The sequence below is a fragment of the Paenibacillus sp. FSL H8-0122 genome, assembly GCF_038005345.1.
GTDB lineage: Bacteria > Bacillota > Bacilli > Paenibacillales > Paenibacillaceae > Paenibacillus_AQ.
Window position 1 is genome coordinate 4443382 of sequence record NZ_JBBOTB010000001.1, and the last position, 17664, is coordinate 4461045.

General features: G+C 52.8%; 11 protein-coding genes. 5 read left to right on the forward strand and 6 right to left on the reverse strand.

Features of this window, described 5'->3' with window-relative positions:
* Positions 1–141: 141 nt before the first annotated feature.
* The 5 genes from NSS64_RS19260 to NSS64_RS19280 all read right to left on the reverse strand — a co-directional run bounded on the left by NSS64_RS19260 (position 142) and on the right by NSS64_RS19280 (position 6816).
* Positions 142–795 carry a Type 1 glutamine amidotransferase-like domain-containing protein gene (locus tag NSS64_RS19260; RefSeq protein WP_341141176.1) on the reverse strand — a complete coding sequence of 218 codons (654 nt, stop codon included), beginning with the start codon at positions 793–795 and terminating at the stop codon, positions 142–144.
* Between the two features lie 123 nt (positions 796–918).
* Entirely contained in the window at positions 919–3087 is a 2169-nt protein-coding gene (locus tag NSS64_RS19265; RefSeq protein ID WP_341141177.1) for a methyl-accepting chemotaxis protein, read from the reverse strand.
* A 134-nt stretch (positions 3088–3221) separates the two neighbouring features.
* Entirely contained in the window at positions 3222–4070 is an 849-nt protein-coding gene (locus tag NSS64_RS19270) for a sugar ABC transporter permease (RefSeq protein ID WP_340942434.1), read from the reverse strand.
* A complete protein-coding gene (locus NSS64_RS19275; RefSeq protein WP_341141178.1) occupies positions 4067–5380 on the reverse strand; it encodes a sugar ABC transporter permease in 1314 nt (437 codons plus the stop codon). Before NSS64_RS19275 ends, NSS64_RS19270 begins: the two co-directional genes overlap by 4 nt.
* Positions 5381–5481: 101 nt before the next feature.
* Entirely contained in the window at positions 5482–6816 is a 1335-nt protein-coding gene (locus NSS64_RS19280) for a sugar ABC transporter substrate-binding protein (protein WP_340942439.1), read from the reverse strand.
* Between the two features lie 847 nt (positions 6817–7663).
* Here NSS64_RS19280 and NSS64_RS19285 point away from each other — a divergent pair.
* The 4 genes from NSS64_RS19285 (at position 7664) to NSS64_RS19300 (ending at position 15192) form a co-directional block, all read left to right on the forward strand.
* Complete coding sequence (locus tag NSS64_RS19285) at positions 7664–9412, forward strand: alpha-glycosidase (protein ID WP_341141179.1); 1749 nt, start codon at positions 7664–7666, stop codon at positions 9410–9412.
* Between the two features lie 448 nt (positions 9413–9860).
* Complete coding sequence (locus tag NSS64_RS19290) at positions 9861–10904, forward strand: LacI family DNA-binding transcriptional regulator (protein WP_341141180.1); 1044 nt, start codon at positions 9861–9863, stop codon at positions 10902–10904.
* A gap of 667 nt (positions 10905–11571) precedes the next feature.
* Positions 11572–12234 (forward strand): beta-phosphoglucomutase, encoded by a 663-nt coding sequence (gene pgmB / locus NSS64_RS19295; protein ID WP_340942445.1) that lies wholly within the window; start codon positions 11572–11574, stop codon positions 12232–12234.
* A 639-nt stretch (positions 12235–12873) separates the two neighbouring features.
* A complete protein-coding gene (locus NSS64_RS19300) occupies positions 12874–15192 on the forward strand; it encodes a glycoside hydrolase family 65 protein (protein WP_341141181.1) in 2319 nt (772 codons plus the stop codon).
* On the opposite strand, the gene NSS64_RS19305 is transcribed toward NSS64_RS19300, so the two are convergent.
* Positions 15182–15889 (reverse strand): HAD family hydrolase, encoded by a 708-nt coding sequence (locus NSS64_RS19305; protein ID WP_341141182.1) that lies wholly within the window; start codon positions 15887–15889, stop codon positions 15182–15184. The two genes, NSS64_RS19300 and NSS64_RS19305, sit on opposite strands and share 11 nt — an antisense overlap.
* A gap of 63 nt (positions 15890–15952) precedes the next feature.
* Here NSS64_RS19305 and NSS64_RS19310 point away from each other — a divergent pair, with 63 nt between their 5' ends.
* Entirely contained in the window at positions 15953–17638 is a 1686-nt protein-coding gene (locus tag NSS64_RS19310; RefSeq protein WP_341141183.1) for a glycoside hydrolase family 13 protein, read from the forward strand.
* The last annotated feature ends 26 nt before the right edge of the window (positions 17639–17664 follow it).

The following is a 17664-nucleotide window of genomic DNA, read 5'->3' on the forward strand; positions in this document are numbered from 1 at the left end:
ACATTCCGCCCACGCACCCCTCGCCAGCCGATTGTGATCAGTTTCCGATTACATTCGGCACACACCCCTGACCTATCCATTTTATCCCGGCGCAAAAAACAAGAGCAGAAGGCCCGCGCCCTCTGCTCCCGCTCATCATCCTCAGTGGATTCTTGTCAATATTCCATTCACCAGACTATACACCCCGCCGCCCTCTATCTCTTCGGGCTGTCCGTTCAGCAGGTAGATGCCGGTCTCTTCGTCTATTCCGTAATTCGGCAGCTCGCCGAGGGTACGGACCGCTGTCCGTAAATGCTCCTCCTCATCCCACTGGGTGAAATGGACGGATAGCAGCAGATCAGGAATCAGATGGAGACCCTTGCGGTGTTTGAATTGTCTGCTCTCATTATCCTTGGCGGAAATTACACACCGCTCCGGGCTAATCAACGCTCCTGCCGAGAATCCCGCAACCGGTATTCCCGCCTCATAACGCTGCCGGATCACCTCACCGATAGGGGTATCCACAATCAGGTCGGCATACAGATCCGTATCCCCGCCCCCGATGATGATTCCGCCGCAGGTCCGGAGGCACTCTATAGCAGTACTCACCCCAGTGGATTTCAGCGGCAAATAACGGATCTCGGATATCCCCGCGTCAACCAGTGGCTGCATGCAAGCAGCCATATAGTCCGGCCAGTCTTCACCTTCTTCAAATAATACAGCGACTGGTCCTGCTGCCATCACGCTTACGAATCTCCGTGCCAGACCACGGGTAAACGGCGGACCGCCGCCGTTCAGAAATAAATGCTTGTCCATGACATCACCTTCAGTATTCAAGATATCCTGCATCTAACCTCATCCATCTTATAGAAAAGCGCAGGTTCCCGCAATACGCTTCCACAACCACTCTCCCTTCATCCTTTTATCCCCCTTCAGCCCTTAACCCTGAAAAGAAATCATCGACTGCTTCAGCTGCTCCGCCAGCTCCTCCAGCTTGCCCGAGAGGGCGACCAGCTCCCTGCTGACCGTGAATTGCTGTGAGGACATGGACGCCACCTCCTCCGTGGAGGCGCTGGTCTGCTGCACTACCGAGATCACACTTGCCATGGATTGTCCCAGCTGCTGCTGGTATTCGGCCAGCTCCGAGACAGCCGCCGAGGACTGGCCCAGGTATCCGCTGAAGACCTCCATCTCGGCCCGTACGCTCTCGAAGATCAGCGAGGATTCCCGGACCGAGGCCAGCTGGCTGCCAAACATCGGCGCAGCTTCACCCACAACCTTAACCGTGTTCTCGATGTGGCTGCCGATCTCCTCAGTAATTCTGGAGACGGAGGCAATCGATTCGCTCGACTGGTTGGCCAGCCCTCTGATCTCATTGGCAATGACAATGAAGCCTCTCCCGGCGGCGCCAGCGCGCACGGCTTCAATTGAAGCATTCAGCGCCAGAATATTCGTCTGCTTATTCATCGCAATCATCGGGGAGAGGATGCTGCGGATCAGCACTGTGCTATCCCGCAGCATGGCTGAATTCTCCTGAATCAGGTCCATCAGCTTCAGCACACCCTCACTCTGCGATACCAGCTTCTTCATCCGCTCCGCTCCCTGGTCACTGACCTCCATGACCTTCTCTGCGGAAGCAGCCATGACTGCATTCTTCTCCGCTACTTCACTGGTCTTGCCGCCCATCAGCTCCACCTTGGTATTGCTGCTCTCGGCCTCGGCCGCCAGACTGGCGGCTCCCCCGGCAATTTCACCGGTGGCAGTTGCGACCTCACTGGCCTGGCCGCTAATCGTGCCGGAAGCGGCAACGAGCTGCTCCGAGGTCGCCAGCACCTCCGCAGCCGAACTGCTGCTCTGCCCGGCCATCCGGGAGATCTGCTCCATCATCCGGTTGAAGCTGTGACCCACCCGCCCGATCTCATCCCGGCCCTTGAAGCTGGTCCGCACCTGCAGATTGCCCCGCTCGCCCTCTTCCATCAGCCGGGCCAGCTTGCCAAGCGGACGGCCGATCAGCCGCACCAGAACATAGCCGATGATGAGAGCAATCAAGGCTGCAGCCAAGACTACCAGCAAGGTTATGTAGAGAAGCCTGTCGGCAGATTTGGTAAAATCACTCACCGGCGCATAGCCCAGCAGCGTCCAGTTCGCTGTGCTCAGCGGCTGGTAGACTACCAGCTGCGGACTCCCCTGCTCATCCCCGGCCGTGAAGGACCGCTTCCCGCTCTCCCCCTGCGGTGCTCCGGCCGGCTCTTGTCCCTCATTCTCCCGTTGCCCGGTCATTTCCTGCTCCTCACTCTTCCCTGCCCCCGGCAGCTTCTGCTCCTCACCCTTCTGCGTTCCGGACTTCAACTCTCCGCTATGTATGTAAGAAGCCTGCCCGAGCAGTGCATCGTCAGCACTGTATGCAACCCGGCCCGAAGAATCGAGGATGCGGATCTCCCCACCCAGCCCGATATGCAGGTTGGACAGCACATCCGTCAGCGCCCGGCCCTTCACCTCAATCAGCATGTAATACTCTGCCGCCGGATTCTGAATATTCCGCAGCAGACGGCCCATCGTCATAGCGGACTCGCTGTACGCGTCGAAGAAGCCTCTAGCCCGGACGGGGAACCAGACGGGATTGCCTTTACCGTTATCGATCTCCTTCATCCGGGCAAGGATGCCCTCATCACTGCGCACACCGCTAATGCCCGTCGATTTGTAGGATTCGGCGTCCACCATGCTTCTTGCGACCAGCCGGACACCAAGCAGCCGCTCATCCGATCCTCTGACGGAGTCCAGCTTGCGGCGTATCCGGTCCTCTGCGGCTGCCCGCGCAACCGTACCGGCGGTTGGAAGATTAACCGTCTCCATATCAGCCTTTAGCGCCGGATCTACAGCGAATTGCCTGGAGAGCGCTTCATATTCAGCGAACAGGAAATCCAGCTTGTCCGCCGCCTGGACAATAGACTGTGAGGAGGCTGCTGCCACCTCATCGGTAATGATCCCTTTTGCCGCATAATAGGAGGTTAAGCCTAGAACTGAGGACAACAGGACAATAGTACAGAACAGAATTACGAATAACTTGACGCCAACCGAGCTGAAATTAATGAATCGCCACCGTTGCATTACATTCTCCCCTTATCATCCAGATCACGATTTCCCGACAAAAGAAAGGTGCAGCCCCTCAGAACTGCTTCAAGGCCGCACCTGTTATTCGTACAAACATGGACAACTTCCTATATTTCTAACTTCCTGAATTCCTAACCCTTACTTGCCCCCGCCGTCAGACCGTCAACCAGCAGACGCTGCAGGAAGGCGAAGAGAATCATAATTGGTACAGAGATCAGCACGGCTCCCGCCGCGAACAGGGTGAAGTTGGAATTCTGCATCGTATTGACCATATCCCACATCCCCACGGCGACCGTCCAGTTCTCCTTGGTCCGCAGAATCAGCTTGGCGAAGATGAAATCGACCCACGGGCCGACAAACAGGGTCAGCGCGATATAAGTGATCATCGGACGGGATAAAGGCAGAATAATCCGGGTAAAAATCCCGAAGTTGCTCGCCCCGTCAATCCGCGCGGCTTCATCCAGCGAACGCGGAATCGTGTCCAGGAAGCCCTTGGCGATCAGTGTCCCTCCGAGCGGTGCTCCGGCTGCATATACGATAATAAGCGCCAGATGAGTATCCAGCAAATTGAACTCCTTCAGCAGCAGATAGATGGCAATCATGCTCATGAAGCCCGGGAACATCCCGAGAATCAGCAGTGTGGACATGGTGGTCTTGCGGCTTTTGAACCGGAACCGGGATAAGGCATAGCTGGTCAACAGCGTCAGCACCACCCCGATCAGCATCGAGAACACCGCAATCTTAAGCGTATTCCCATACCAGGTTCCAAACATATAGACTGGTGAGGTGAACAGCTCCTTATAGTGGGCGAGGGTGAATGTCTCGGGAATCAGCGTCTTGCTGTACAGGGATTTACCCGGACGGAAGGATGCAAGCAGGATCCAGAGTGCCGGATAGATTGCAGCGACCGCCAGGGCAACGAGAACAATATAGCTTAAGCAGAGGCGAATAAAGTTCGCAGCTTTGCGTCCGATAATCATTGAATCATATCCTCCTCTTGGAACGATTTGGTCCGGCGGTAATTGTACAGGGAGAACCCGGCAACAATGATGAACAGAATGATGCCGATCGCCGACGCCATATTATTCTTGTTCTGATCCAGCGTCAGCTTATACAGCCAGGTAACGAGCAGATCCGTTGAACCCGCATACTGGTAGTTCCCGTTCACCGGGTTCCCTCCCGTCAGCAGGAAGATCGCATTGAAGTTGTTGATGTTACCGGCGAACTGCATAATCAGCGTAGGTGCGGTAGAGAAAAGAATCATCGGCAGGGTGACGATGCGGAATTTCTGATAGTTGGTTGCACCGTCCACCTCAGCCGCCTCATACATATCACGCGGAATCGTAGTCAATACCCCCATGATCAGCAGCATGGATACCGGAATACCGACCCACATGTTCACGACAATAACCGTAACCTTAGCCCAGAACGGATCAGTCAGCCAAGGTAGGCCATGCAGTCCGAAAAACCCAAGATACTGGTTGATCGGGCCGAACTGCCCGTTGAACAGATTGCGCATCAAGAGGAGCGAGATCATCTGCGGAATGGCATAAGGGATGATCAGGAGCATTCTCCACATGCCCTTGAAGCGGATACCTTTTTGGTTAATCAGCAGGGCAACCAGCATCCCGCCGAAATAAGTAGTTACAGTCGAAAGAACCGCCCAGATAATCGTCCAGGTAAGTACACCGTAAAAGGTATGGCTCCAGGATTTCAGCACCAGCAGATTGCGGAAGGTCTCGAATCCAACCCAGTCTACAAGCTTGGCCGGAGGAATGTGGTTCGGTGCAGCATAGTTGGTAAAAGCCAGCATGATCATAAAGATAATCGGCATAATGGTGAAGAACAGAATGCCCATACCCGGGAGCAGCAAGAAGCTCTGGGCGAATTTGTAATCCAGAATATAACGTACGGATTGTGTAAATGTATGCGATGGACGGCCGTTTTCGCGTTCTGCTCCGATTTTATAGGCATCCCTAATATTCATGTACCAGAGAATCAGGAATAACACAAAGAATAGCAGGGTGATCAGGCTTTCAATCAGAATGACGATGGAATGGTCCCCGGGAACCATTTTGGCAATGCCTTTAACCTTCTCCAGCCGGCTTGGCGATTCCCCGAGTGTGGTGATCCCCCAGAAGGCTCTTCCCAGATTGCTAATGAAATAGATAAGTGCCACAGCCTCTACAGCTATGAAAATAAGCCCTTTGATGAATTGGCGGTTATATATTTGCCCGAGTCCCATAAAAATGGCCGACAGTATTCCAGCTCTCGCTTTGTGTCGCTGCATTTCCCTTCCGTTCTCCTCTCCGTGCGGAATTCAAGGAAACTGCCCGCCGCAGGCTATGCGGCGGGCAACTCTAATTCCACGGTAAGCTGATGATTGTGTAGTTACTGGGCAGAAGCCCCGTTGTTCAGGTCTTTAATCTGCTCTACGGCTTTGTCCATGGCTGCCTTCGGATCTGTATTGTTATCCCAGATGGCCGGAAGTGCTGCATTCACCGGGCTCCATACGTTCCCCATCTCAGGAATCGAAGGCATCGGCTGGGAGTTCTTCGCTTGTTCTGCAAATGCGGATACGAACGGATCACCCGTAATCTGCGGGTCCTGCAGGGCTTCATTGTTCGTCGGTACGGAGCCGATCAGCTTGTTGAGTGTCAGCTGCGAATCTTTGCCGGAAGCAAAGTGGGCATAGAGCTTAGCAGCATTCGGATATTGCGTATAGGCGTTGACGGTAAAGATTTTGATCCCGGAGAAGGTAATGGCAGTCTTGCCGTCAATGGTAGGAACCGGAGCGATTCCCAGGTTGTCGCCCAGCGCTTCTTTATATCCGGCAAGCTCCCATGGCCCTGTGATATCCATGGCTACATCGCCGCTGTTGAACAGACTGCGCTTGATGTCCGGGTTAATGTCGCCGCTCTTGATCGGCAAGACTTCCTTCAGCTTCGCAAATTCAGTCAGGCCTTTGATCGCACCTTCATTGTTCAGGCCGATATCGTCCTTGTCGGTACCGTCTTTGCCGAACAGGTAACCTCCTGTAGTGGCGATGAACGGATAGTTGAAGTACATATTGCCGACTTCCCACATAATACCGTAACGGTTCTTAGCTTTATCCGTGAACGTTTTGCTGAAGGCAATGACGTCATCGAAGGATTTCGGGGCTTCTTTGACCAGAGACTTGTTGTAGAACAGCGCATAGGTCTCTGCCGCTCTCGGATAGCCGTACAGCTCGCCGTCATAGGATGAACCCACGATGGAAGCCTCGGTGTTCTCCGCCTTGGTCTCTTCTCCGAAGATATCATTTGGGAGCAGCAGACTCGCGCTGGCCGCCTTACCGAGATTATCATGAGGAATGACGATGACATCAGCTGCCAGGCCGGAAGGTCCATCCTGGGTAAGCTTGCCGACTTGATCCGGCGGGGCTACCTCTTCGATTTTGACTGGAACATTATACTTGGCAGTGAACTGCTTGGCGACCTCTTCGGCGAACTGTCTTTCTTCCTTACTCTCCCAGATCACAAGGGAAGCGCCCTCTTCCGGGACGATCTCACCCGCTGCCGGTGCGTTGTCGCTGCCTGCCCCCGCATTATCCGTTGCTGCTGCACTATCTGCAGGAGCATTCGTCGCCGCTGCATTTCCCCCGGCATTGTTGTTTGAGCCGCACGCCGTAATTGAGATTGCCATCGAACACGCTGCGGTGAGAACCATAAGTTTTTTGAGATCCATTCCTTTTAACCCCTCCTGTGTGTATATCACTTGATTTGACGATGGTGCTTCATTTGACGATCGTGCTTCCCACTTTGCGCAAACGATTTCAGAGGATTCAAAAAAAATTCTTCTTTCTCCAATTGCCTCTTCCGAATACGTTATACCCTGTTTAGAAAGCGCTTCATTCCTGAATCCATAATACATCAGCAGGCTCGCAGATGTAAAAACGTTTGCACATACTAAAATCAATAAAATTCAGCCGTTTATAATGGATAATGTTTCATTTACTCTATTTATCACATGATTTCTTTAAATAACTTGAATTTACTTCAGTTTCAAAATTCATTTCTGCATTTTTTGTCGTATTTAGACGAATATTGTTGTATAATTGCTAAATATTATCAATTTACAGACTTTGGAAATCGGTTTCCCCTTCCTAAAACTTTGTGCAACTGTTTGTACAAACCTCTTGAACCTCATTTTATTCCATGCTATAATCCAAACCATTATGAAACACCCATTCTTCACTAATCTAAAGGCACTGTCCCTTATCAGGTACAACCTCGGCGTAATCTACCCGGCGGTTGTGCCTATTTGTCATGTGCAGAATCGGGTGCGTAATCTAGCAAGATAAGATGCACTTAAGAATTCAACTTGAAGCATTGTCGTCGCTGCGGTGAACATTTGGCCCTCCGGCCGCTGCCCAATTTGGATTTCCTGATGAAAACCGCTCCTCGCGGTAGAAATCCAAATACAAAGGCAGACGCTACCGCTCCTCCAGTTCCAAATTTCCCCTCCGCTTCTTTTTGCTTTTTATTAATGTCTTTAGTGCTTCTTATCTAATCTAAATCTAGGAGGAATTAATATGTTATTAGAAGCCGTGTATCACCGTCCCCGTCTGAACTGGTCGTATGCCTATGATCACAATACCATCCACCTGCGGCTGCGGGCCAAGAAGGGGGATCTGACTGAGGTCTTCGCCTGGGCGGGCGATAAATATGCCTGGGACACCACCAAGGAATTGATCCCGATGACCCTGTTCACTTCCGATGCGATGTTCGATTACTGGGAATGCGAATCGGTTCCGCTCTACCGCAGGCTGAAATACGGCTTCCTGCTGCAGCAGGGCAAAGAGCGCATCTGGATGACAGAGAGTGATTTCCAGAAGGAGCGTCCCGCGAACCCCAACCGGCTGTTTGAATTCCCCTACATAAGCCGCGGTGATGTCTTCACGCCTCCGGCCTGGGTCAAGGATGCGGTGTTTTATCAGATTTTCCCGGAGCGGTTCGCTAACGGCAATCCCGGCATAAGCCCTGCTAATGTGGAGCCTTGGGGCGGAACCCCCCGGCCGGATAATTTCTTCGGCGGAGATCTGCAGGGTGTCATAGATCATCTGGACCATCTGACGGAGCTGGGCATTACGGGCATTTATTTCACACCGGTCTTCACTGCCACCACCAATCACAAATATGACACGGAGGACTATATGCAGGTCGATCCGCATTTCGGTGATGTGGACACGCTGAAAAGATTGGTCGATGCTTGTCATGAGCGCGGCATCCGTGTGCTGCTGGACGCAGTCTTCAACCATGCGGGCCGTACCTTCGCCCCGTTCGTGGATGTACTGGAGAAGGGCGAGGATTCGGAGTATAAGAACTGGTTCCATATCCGGGAATATCCGCTCCAGGTAGTGAACAATATCCCGACTTACGATGCCTTCGCCTTCGAGCCGCTGATGCCGAAGCTGAACACGGAGCATCCTGAGGTGAAGGAGTATCTGCTGAAGGTCGCCGAGTATTGGATCAAGGAGGTCGGCATCGACGGCTGGCGTCTGGATGTGGCCAACGAGGTGGATCACGAATTCTGGCGTGATTTCCGCAAAGTCGTGAAGCGTGCCAATCCCGAGGCTTACATTCTGGGCGAGATCTGGCATGAATCAGCCCCTTGGCTGGAAGGCGACAAATTCGATGCCGTCATGAACTACCCGTTCACAGACGCGGTGCTTGACTTCTTCGTCTACGGAACGCTGGATGCGGAAGGCTTCGCCCATTCAATCGGCAGACAGCTGTCCCGGTATCCGCTCCAGGCCAGTGAGGTCGCCTTCAATCTCCTCGACAGCCATGATACTGCGCGTCTGCTGACTGTAGCCGAGGGCGATAAGAACGTCATGAAGCTGGCTGCACTGTTCCAGTTCACCTTCATGGGCACGCCCTGCATTTACTACGGGGACGAGATCGGAATGGATGGCGCAGGCGACCCGGACTGCCGTAAATGCATGGAGTGGGACCTGGAGCGGCAGGATCGCGATTTATTCAACTTTTACCGTAAGCTGATTGAGATCCGCGGCAGCCATCCGGCGCTGCGCACCGGACGCTTCACCTTCCTTGAAGCCGGAGCCGGGGGCAGCAAGCTGGCCTATGAGCGCAGTCTGGGCGATGATCTGATCATCGTGCTGATTAATACGGAGGAGACGGTGCAGACCTTCCGGCTGGACGTCCAGGAACGCAATTGGGAGAATCTGTGGACTGGCGAAGCGATCCATGCCGAACGCGGCAAGCTGTCACTGAGACTGCCTGCATACGGCTTCGCCGTGCTTCAGGCGAGCTTGTCCTAATCTCTGCTCGTTCTCTTATAAGCTGATTCAGAACATTTTGGCGCAAACGTTTGTAGAATGAAACAGAGCTACTGCTTAGTACAGGACACAATAGAATCAATTCTGTTGTGTCCTCTATATAATCAGTATTTATAGGTGTCGGTTGAAATTTTGAACCTGCTAATCTTCCGGAAAAGTAATGTTCAACTACTTATTTTTTAGAGATGGATAAGACAAACTCTACTCCACTTGCACTAATTGTGCACAAAATCCCCTTGTTAATTGCACAGATTTGCATACACCTCTGCTCCACTTCCAGATTCACAATAGCTTAAGCCGTATCGCTGTGTGGTGCTCAGAACGTAGAAGCCACGGGGATTACGCCCTATGCGAGGTTTCACTATTTACAATCATCCCCACTTCGATTAATATTACTGTGTAAAGCAAACGGTTCCATTAGGAGGTTTCTATGACAGTTACCATTAAGGACGTTGCCAAGAAAGCGGGAGTCTCTCCCTCCACGGTGTCCCGGGTGTTGTCAGGCCATCCCAGAATCAGCTTAGAAACTTCCCGTAAGGTCAAAGTGATTATGGAAGAAATGGGCTACACCCCGAACATGATGGCCAAAAGTCTGGTATCCAAGACCACTAACAGTATCTGCATCATTCTTCCGAAACCGGCCGAAGAGCTGTTCTCCAATTTGTTTTTTATGGAATTAATCCGCGGGATCGTCACTCAGTCCAGCCGTTCGGGCTATGATGTGCTGATCAGCTCTGGAGCGAACGAGAAGGAGGAGCTTGAAGCTGTCTCCCGTCTGCTCAAGGGACGCCGTGTGGACGGCGTTATTCTGCTGTATTCCCGTAAAGACGATGCGGTGATCGATTTCCTGCAGTCGGGCGGTTATCCCTTTGTCCTGGTAGGACGAAGCGACCGCTACGAGGATATTCTGTCAGTGGACAATGATAATATCATGGCCGCCTATGATGCGACGAATCATCTCATCTCCATGGGACATGAACGCATCGGCTTCGTCAGCGGCCCGCCGAACCTCATCGTCTCAAGCGACCGTCTGGAGGGTTACCGCAAGGCCATGCAAGGTAAGGGGCTTACGATGAAGGAAGAATGGATCGTTGAAGGCGAATTCCTGCAGGACAGCGGCTATAGGGCGATGTCCTTCTTCATGAATCTTCCGAACCGTCCGACAGCACTTGTCGCGGTGGATGATATGGTCTCCTTCGGGGTACTCCGCGGATTGAACGAGCTGAAGTACAAGGTCCCCGAGGATCTGGCGATAGTCAGCTTCAACAACATCCCGCTGTCCGAGCTGTCCAGTCCTCCGATCAGCAGTATTGATATCGGGATTTATCATCTTGGTTATACGGCCTCACAGGTACTGATCCAGAACATCCAGAAGCCGGATAATCAGGACGGATATACGAATCGTTTTGTCATTCCCCACCGTCTAATCGTACGGGAGTCCTCTATGCATGCTCCGGGAAATCAGGGCGTGTAGAAGAAATTGTAAGGCATGTACAAGAAAATGAATGAAGCAGACCTTCGCTTCATTTATTTTTTGGAGCATTGTTCAAACGTTTGCGCTAATATATAAGAATGTTGCCGGCAGCGGCATTTCCCCTGTGCTAAAGTGGCGCTGAGGCTGATGGCGGCGCTCATATGGAGGCTGGTGGGAGCCCGGAACTTGTGGCGGCGCTCATAACGAGGGCTGGTGATCGAGCTGGGGCTGACGTTAGTGCTGGTACAAGTGCTGGCGGCGGGACTGATACTGATGCTGGTGATCGAGCCCGGGACTGAAGTTGGTGTTGATACTGGTGATCGAGCCCGGAACTGATGGCGGCGCTCATACGGAGGCTGGAGCTTCGGGGCTAATACACACTTTGGGATGTTCGATACTACTCTAAAGCCTTCCCTCCTGTGCAGAGAAATGTTGCACCTTTTGCAGGATTTCAGCCACCAAGGGTACGATTCGCAGACAAATGTTGCATGTTTTGCAGGATTCTCGCCCATTTGGCGCGCAACTCTCACCGATTGTTGTACTTTATGCAGGATTTCCGCCAGCGGGACTTGTTCCGCACAGGAATGTTGCACCTTTTGCAGGAATTCCGCCCATTTGGCGGGTTGCCCATATCTATTTGTTCACTAATCATTTTAGGAGGTTCAACATGTCAGATATCAAAGCCTGCCTGTTCGATCTGGACGGCGTTCTCGTAGACACTGCCCGGTACCACTATATTGCTTGGAGGGAGCTGGCCGAAGAGCTTGGATTTGTCTTCACAGAGCAGGATAACGAGCGGCTCAAGGGGGTCAGCCGGGCCGCTTCGCTGAATATTCTGCTGGAGATCGGCGGCATCACACTTGGCGAAGACGAGAAAGCCCGGCTGGCCGAGCAGAAGAATAACCGCTATGTCGAGTATATCGCCAAGATGGACAGCTCGGAGATTCTGCCCGGCGCCCTGGACTTTCTGCAGGAATGCCGGACAGCCGGCATCAAGGTAGCCCTCGGCTCCGCCAGCAAGAACGCGATGACCATCCTGAACAATACCGGCCTGACCCCATACTTCGATGCCATCATCGACGGCACGCATACCAGCGCGGCCAAGCCTGACCCGGAGGTCTTCCTGCTGGGTGCGAAGGCTCTGGACACCGCTCCCGCACAATGCGTTGTCTTCGAGGATGCCGCTGCCGGTATCCTGGCCGCTTCCCGTGCCGGTATGCGCAGCGTGGGCATAGGCTCACCCGAGACGCTAGGCGAAGCGACGCTAGTTGTCCCTTCACTGCGGCAGCTTAGTGTTGCCACGCTAAAGGAATCTTTTGCCACTGTATGACGAATAGTAACAGTACAGGAGCCGGAACGCGAGACCTTCCGTTGAACGGAATCTCTAGTCGGCCGGACAGCCTTACTGCACTTTGTACAACTATTCAGCCATTAGCCCCCCGATCATCCGCTTAGTTGTACATTGTACAATTATGCAATCACTTTTAGGCTGATATGACCTTTTAGGGCAGATTTAGTTGTACAGACTACAGTTATACGGCTCAAGTCCCTCTAATCGCACCTTTTAAATGCACAGAATACAACTAACTCTAAGTCTGAACCTTTGCGCTTCACTCCGGGTGCAGAAAGCGTCAATTACTCTATGCACTTATTAGTTCAGTTCATCAGTTCAAGTTCATCAGTCAGAGCGAATGCTGCACTTGCATCTTCTACCCTACCATCAGTAAAAGAACTGAAGGTAGTTATTAAACTCATGGGGATGAAGCTGCGGAGTGAAAGTTTGGAGCTGTAGGAGCGTTAGCGACCGCCTTTATAATCAGATTTCATCCGCTGAGAACCACTTCAATAAAGAAATCTGATTATAACAGCGGCCGGAAGCCCAAATCTTTCGCGCAGTGGCGATGTAGTCCCCATAATTTTATTACGAGGTTCAGTTCATTTCACATCCCCCCTTAAAGGAGCCAAAATCATGAAACAATACTTAACAATCAACGAATGGTCCATTATCGAAGAGTCCTTTGATCCGCAGACCCAGGAGATATCCGAAAGCGTATTTAGTATCGGGAACGGATACATGGGCGGGAGAGCCAACTTCGAGGAGCAGTACAGCGGGCACAGCCTGCAAGGCAGCTACATGGCCGGGGTCTATTATCCTGACAAGACACGGGTCGGCTGGTGGAAGAACGGGTACCCGGAGTATTTTGCCAAAGTGCTGAACAGCACCAACTGGATCGGGATTAACATTGAGCTGGACGGGACGCCGCTGGACCTGGCCAACTGTACGGTCAGTGAGTTCCGCCGGGTACTTAATATGAAGGAAGGCACCCTCTCCCGCAGCTTCACCGCAACCACCCAGGAAGGCAAAGAAGTCAAGGTAGAGAGCATCCGCATCGTCAGCATGGTCCGTCAGGAGATCGGGGCGATCCGCTATTCGCTCACTCCGCTCAATTTTGCAGGGAATATTACCGTAACCCCCTACCTGGACGGCGATATCAAGAACAAGGATTCCAACTATGACGAGAAGTTCTGGAACGAAGTGGAGAAGAAGGCAGGACCAGAAGGCGGACATTTGACCCTGAAGACCAAAAAGCTTGATTTCCATGTCACCTCCGCCTTCGCCTTCGACATTCTGCTGAATGGGGAGCCGGTTGCGGCCGAAGCAGAGGTGCTGGAGCAGGACAAATATGTGGGCAGTACAGTGAACGTTCCGGTAGAATCCGGCAATCAGCTGGTTATTTATAAGTATGCTGCGAATGTCACCTCCCGCAATTACGGGCTGGGACAGCTCGTGGATGCCGCATCGGCTGCACTTCAGAGTGCGCGGGAGGCGGGTTTTGTGGCGCTTTTGGCGGAACAGGCTGCGGCTTGGGGCGACAAGTGGAAAGAGAGCGACATTATTATTGAAGGCGATGTGTCGGCGCAGCAGGCGATCCGGTTCAATATTTTCCAGCTGAATCAGACGTATACGGGCGAGGATGACCGGCTCAACATCGGACCGAAGGGCTTCACCGGGGAAAAATACGGCGGCAGCACCTACTGGGATACGGAAGCTTATTGTGTGCCGTTCTATCTCAGTACCGCCGACTCCGCGATTGCCCGCAATCTGCTGATCTACCGCTACAAGCATCTGGAGAAGGCCAAGGAGAACGCCCGCAAGCTTGGCTACGGCAAAGGCGCGCTCTACCCGATGGTCACAATGAACGGCGAGGAATGCCACAACGAGTGGGAGATTACGTTCGAGGAGATTCACCGCAACGGCGCGATTGCCTATGCTAATTATAACTATGTGAACTATACCGGCGACAAGGCTTATCTGGGCCAATACGGCCTGGAGGTGCTGGTGGAGATTGCGCGCTTCTGGGAGGAGCGTGTGAACTATGTGGCGCATAAGGACAAATACGTGATGCTGGGCGTCACCGGCCCGAATGAATACGAGAATAACGTCAATAACAACTGGTACACGAACCGGATGGCCGCCTGGACGATGGAATACACGCTTGAGGCTCTGGCCTATGTGCAGGAGAATGAGGCTTCGCGTTACGCTGAGCTGGCCGACAAGCTGGAGCTGCTGGAGAGCGAAACGGCCAAGTGGAGTGAGATTATCGCCAAAATGTACTATCCGGCTGACGAGGAACGCGGCATCTTCCTCCAGCAGGACGGCTTCCTTGACAAGGAGATCATTCAGGTCAAGGATGTGCTGCCGGAGAACCTGCCGCTGAACCAGAAATGGTCATGGGACCGGATTCTGCGCTCATGCTTCATCAAGCAGGCAGATGTGCTTCAGGGACTCTACTTCCTCGGCGACCGCTATGATCTGGAGACCAAGAAGCGCAACTTCGACTTTTACGAGCCGATCACCGTGCATGAGTCCTCCCTCTCCCCTTGCATCCATTCCATTCTGGCCAGTGAGCTGGGCTACAAGGAGAAGGCGTATGAGATGTACCTGCGGACCTCACGCCTGGATCTCGACAATTACAATAACGATACGGAGGACGGCTGCCATACCACCAGCATGGCGGGTACATGGATGTCCGTTGTTCATGGCTTCGGCGGACTTCGCGTTCTGAACGACCGGCTGGTTCTGAACCCGTCTAACCCGGGACACTGGACCTCCTATTCGTTCAAAATCATGTTCCGCGGCTCCCGGCTAAAAGTGACCGTGACCGATGCACAGGTTACCGTCAGCAACGAAACCGAGGTTCCAGCCTCCCTCACCATTCACGGCAAGGAGTATACGGTGAACGGACTGGGCACTGTCAGCGCCGGGGGCACTTCTGTTACGGTGTAAGCTTATCAGCCCCGAAGATGTATGGCTTCTTCGGGGCTTTTTTCAATAAGAGATCTACTAATTCTCCCAAATCATCAATAACAGCATCCGCTTCCGCCGCTGTGACAAACTGTTCATTCCGTTTCCAGACGGCCTTCATTCCCGCTTCGCGGCTTGCCCGAATATCGTTATCCGGATGATCGCCAACAAAAAGAGCATTGCCCGCATCTACACCTAATCTTGTTAATGCACGATGAAAGATGGCCGGATCTGGTTTACGGAGTCCCTCCCATTCGGAGATAAGCACCTCATCGAATAAATGCCCGATGTTCAAGGCCTTGAAATTATCGTATTGAAATTGACCATAACCGTTCGAGATTAACGCAATCTTCAGATCATGATTCTTCAGTTCAGTAAGCATAGTTAACAAATTCGGGAAGCCTGTACAGTGTTGCTGGAAGTTGTATAAGTAATCATCCAATAGCAAGCTCCAGTCCAGCTTTGAAATAGAGAACTCTTGTAGGATCTGTTGATATACTTTATCCTTCCACAGGTAGCCGTGATTATCAAGTTCGATAAAGCGCTGAACAAACAAATCATGATCAACAATCTGAAGCTCCGGGTAACGCCTGTATTGATCTTGTACGAACTTTAACAGAGATGTATCCCGGTCCAGCAATGTTCCATCCAAATCAAAAAGAACCGCTTGGATTGACAATCCAATCCCTCCATTCCCTTGTAACCTATAAACCTAATATACCATGGTAAAGGAGCTACATTAATGAAAAGAACCTTTTGGAAAGAAGCCGTAGTCTACCAGATCTACCCGCGCAGCTTCCAGGACAGCAACGGAGACGGTATCGGCGACCTGCAGGGCATCCTCTCCCGGCTGGATTATCTGCAGAAGCTGGGCGTTACTGTCGTCTGGCTGTCACCGGTCTACAAATCACCGAACGATGACAACGGTTATGACATCAGCGACTACGAGGATATTATGGATGAGTTCGGCACATTGCGGGACTGGGAGGAGCTGCTCGCTGGACTGCATGAACGCGGCATCAAGCTGATGATGGACCTCGTCATTAACCATTCCTCGGACGAGCATGCCTGGTTCGTAGAATCCCGTTCCTCCAAGGATAATCCCTACCGCGATTATTACATCTGGCGTCCCGGCGGACCGGACGGCGCACTGCCGAACAACTGGAGCTCCATCTTCAGCGGACCCGCCTGGGAGCGGGATGAGGCTACCGGCGAATATTATCTCCACCTGTTCTCGCGCAAGCAGCCGGATCTGAACTGGGAGAACCCCCGGCTGCGGGAGGCGCTCTACAAGATGATGGCCTTCTGGCTCGACAAGGGTGTGGACGGGCTGCGGATGGATGTCATTAACCTGATTTCCAAGGTGGACGGCCTGCCTTCCGTCCAGCATGAGGACCTGGCCCCGGGCGAGCTTGCCGGCGGCGGCGAATACTATATGAATGGACCCAGGGTTCATGAGTATCTGCAGGAGATGAACCGTGAAGTTCTCTCCAAATACGACGTAATGACTGTCGGGGAGACGCCGGGAGCCACCGTAGAGGATGCCATTCTCTATACAGACGAAGACCGCCATGAGCTGCAAATGGTGTTCCAGTTCGAGCATATGGACGTAGATTCCGGCCCGGGCGGCAAATGGAATGTGGTGCCGTGGACGCTGAAGGGGCTGCGGGATATTTTGCATAAATGGCAGGTGGGTCTGGCAGACAAGGGCTGGAACAGTCTCTATCTCAACAACCACGATCAGCCGCGGATGGTCTCACGGTTTGGAGATGACGGCAAGTACCGCGTACAATCGGCCAAAATGCTGGCTACCCTGCTGCACACGCTCAAAGGCACGCCTTACATCTATCAGGGCGAGGAAATTGGCATGACCAATGTGAAGTTCCCCGCGCTGGAGGATTATAAGGATATCGAGATTCTCAATATGTACCGGGAAAAGGTGACCGAAGGCGGCGCAGACCACGACACCATTCTCCAGGCGATTCATTCCAAAGGCCGCGACAATGCCCGCACTCCGATGCAGTGGAATGCCTCAAGCAACGCCGGCTTCACCACCGGAACCCCGTGGCTGAAGCTCAATCCGCGCTACACCGAGATTAATGTGGAGCAGGCGCTGGCTGATCCGGACTCTGTATTTTACTATTATCAGGAATTGATTCGTCTGCGTAAGCAGCATCCCATTATGGTCTATGGCGAGTATGAGCTGCTGCTGCCGGAGCATGAATATATCTATGCCTATACCCGCACCTTGGACGATGAAAAGTGGCTCATCCTGCTCAATTTCGGTGATACCCCGCAGACTGTAGAGCTTACAGATGAACTGAACGCCGTCACCGGAACGATCATCAGCAATTATCCGGAGGAGCCCGCAGCCATGGACCGCAGCACCCTCCGCCCTTACGAGGCCAGAGTCTGCCGGATCGGGTAGCGTAACGAAAGCTGACAAATCCCTTC